We start from the raw sequence: 2,165 nt of genomic DNA, 5'->3' as shown, positions 1-2,165 counted from the left end.
GGTCTGAGGGCGTCATGGGCCTCGTCGAGGTGGCCGGCGAAGACCGGGTCGGTGGCGTAGAGGTCGCGGGCCATGTGTGTCCATTGGCTTCCTTGACCGGGGAAGACGAACACGGTTTTGCCGGTGTGGGCGGTGCCGGTGACGAGGTGGGGGTGGGGTTGGTCCTGACGCAGGGCGAGCAACGCGTCGGGGTGGGTGATCGCGGCCCGGTGGGTGTGGTGGACCCGTCGCTCAAGGGTGTGGGCGATGTCGGCAGCCGGGGTGTGGGGGTGGGTGTGGAGGTAGTCGGTGAGGTTCGCGGCGTAGGCGCGTAGGGCGTCGGGGGTCTGCGCGGACAGCAACCAGAGAACCGGCTCGTCAACCGGTTCGCCAGACGCGAGGTCGCCGGACGCGAGGTCGCCGGACGCGAGGTCGGCAGGCGCGGGGTTCGCGGGCGCGGGTGTGGGGGTGGGTGGTTCCTGGAGGATGAGGTGGGCGTTGGTGCCGCTGATGCCGAACGAGGAGACGGCGGCGCGCCGAGTCTGTTCCCCGGCGGGCCAGGGCTGCGCCGAGGCGAGCAGCTCCACCTTGCCGCTGGTCCAGTCGATGTGCGGGCTGGGATCGTCCGCGTGCAGGGTCTGTGGGAGCGACTCGTGGCGGAGGGCTTCGACCATCTTGATGACGCCGGCGACGCCGGCGGCGGCCTGGGTGTGCCCGATGTTGGACTTGATGGATCCGAGGTAGACGGGTCGTTCGCGTTGGCCGTAGGTGTTGAGGATCGCGCCGGCCTCGATCGGGTCACCCAGGGTGGTGCCGGTGCCGTGGGCCTCGATCGCGTCGACGTCACCGATGTCCAGGCCGGCGTTGGCGAGTGCCTGGTGGATGACGCGTTCCTGGGATGGCCCGTTGGGGGCGGTGAGGCCGTTGCTGGCGCCGTCCTGGTTGATGGCGGTGCCGCGGATGATGGCGTGGATGGGGTGGCCGTTGCGTTGGGCGTCGGAGAGTTTCTCCAGGACGAGCAGGCCGACGCCTTCGCCCCACCCGGTGCCGTCGGCGTCGGCGGAGAAAGCCCGGCACCGCCCGTCGGCGGAGATGGCCCGTTGCCGACTGAACTCGATGAACAGCCCGGGACTCGACATGATCGCCACACCACCGGCGAGGGCGAGGGTGCACTCACCCTGACGCAACGCCTGCCCGGCGAGGTGGATCGCGACCAGTGAGGACGAACACGCCGTGTCCACCGTGATCGCCGGCCCCTCGAAACCAAACGTGTAGGCGACCCGGCCGGTGGCGACGCTGCCGGCGCTGCCGTTACCGATATGCCCGTCGTAGCTCTCCGGCAGGTGCTGCAACCGGCCGCCGTAGTCGTGGTACATCAGTCCGGCGAAGACACCGACCGGGGAGCCGCGCAGGCCGGTCATGTCCAGCCCGGCGCGCTCGACCGCCTCCCAGGTGGTCTCCAGCAGCAGCCGCTGTTGCGGGTCGATGGTCACCGCTTCGCGTGGGCTGATCCCGAAGAACTCCGGGTCGAACAGGTCGGCGTCGTGCAGGAAGCCGCCGTGGCGGGTGTAGCTCGTGCCGGTGTGATCCGGGTCGGGGTGGTAGAGGCCGTCCAGGTCCCAGTCCCGGTTGTCCGGGAACTCCGAGATCGCGTCGACCCCACCAGCCACCAGCTCCCACAGCTTCTCGGGAGTGTCGACACCCCCCGGATAACGGCAGGCCATGCCGATGATGGCGATCGGCTCGTCACTGGCGACCCGGGCGGTCGCGACCGGCTTGCTGTCGGCCCGGCCAGGGGCGAGTTGGTCCTCAAGGTAGGCGACGAGGGCCGCGGGGGTGGGGTGGTCGAAGATCAGCGTCGCCGGCAGCCGCAGGCCGGTCGCGGTCGCCAACCGGTTGCGCAACTCGACGGCGGTCAGCGAGTCGAACCCCAGTTCCTTGAACGCCCGCGTCGGGTCCACACCGTCCACCGAGGCATGCCCGAGCACCTGGGCGATCTGGCCGCGCACGACTCCGTCCAGGACCGCCCGCTTCTCTGCCGGGCTCTGACCGGCCAGCCGCGCCGGCAGGTCGCCGCTGGCCGCCGCCGCGCGCCGTGGTGTGCGGACGAGGTTGCGGAGGAGGGCGGGGAGGGTTCCGGTGGTGGCTTGGTGTCGGAGTGTTGTGGGGTCGAGGGTGACGGCGAC

1 protein-coding gene is annotated in these 2,165 nt (G+C 70.7%); it reads right to left on the bottom strand.

Annotated features, from left to right (window positions below; genetic code table 11):
* On the bottom strand, positions 1–2,165 hold a 2,165-nt coding region (locus tag AB0F61_RS34130), incomplete at both ends, for a beta-ketoacyl synthase N-terminal-like domain-containing protein (RefSeq protein ID WP_357818516.1).

The organism is Micromonospora sp. NPDC023888 (assembly GCF_040639415.1).
Taxonomy (GTDB): Bacteria; Actinomycetota; Actinomycetes; order Mycobacteriales; family Micromonosporaceae; genus Micromonospora.
This window is presented reverse-complemented; position numbering and strand designations above follow the sequence as displayed.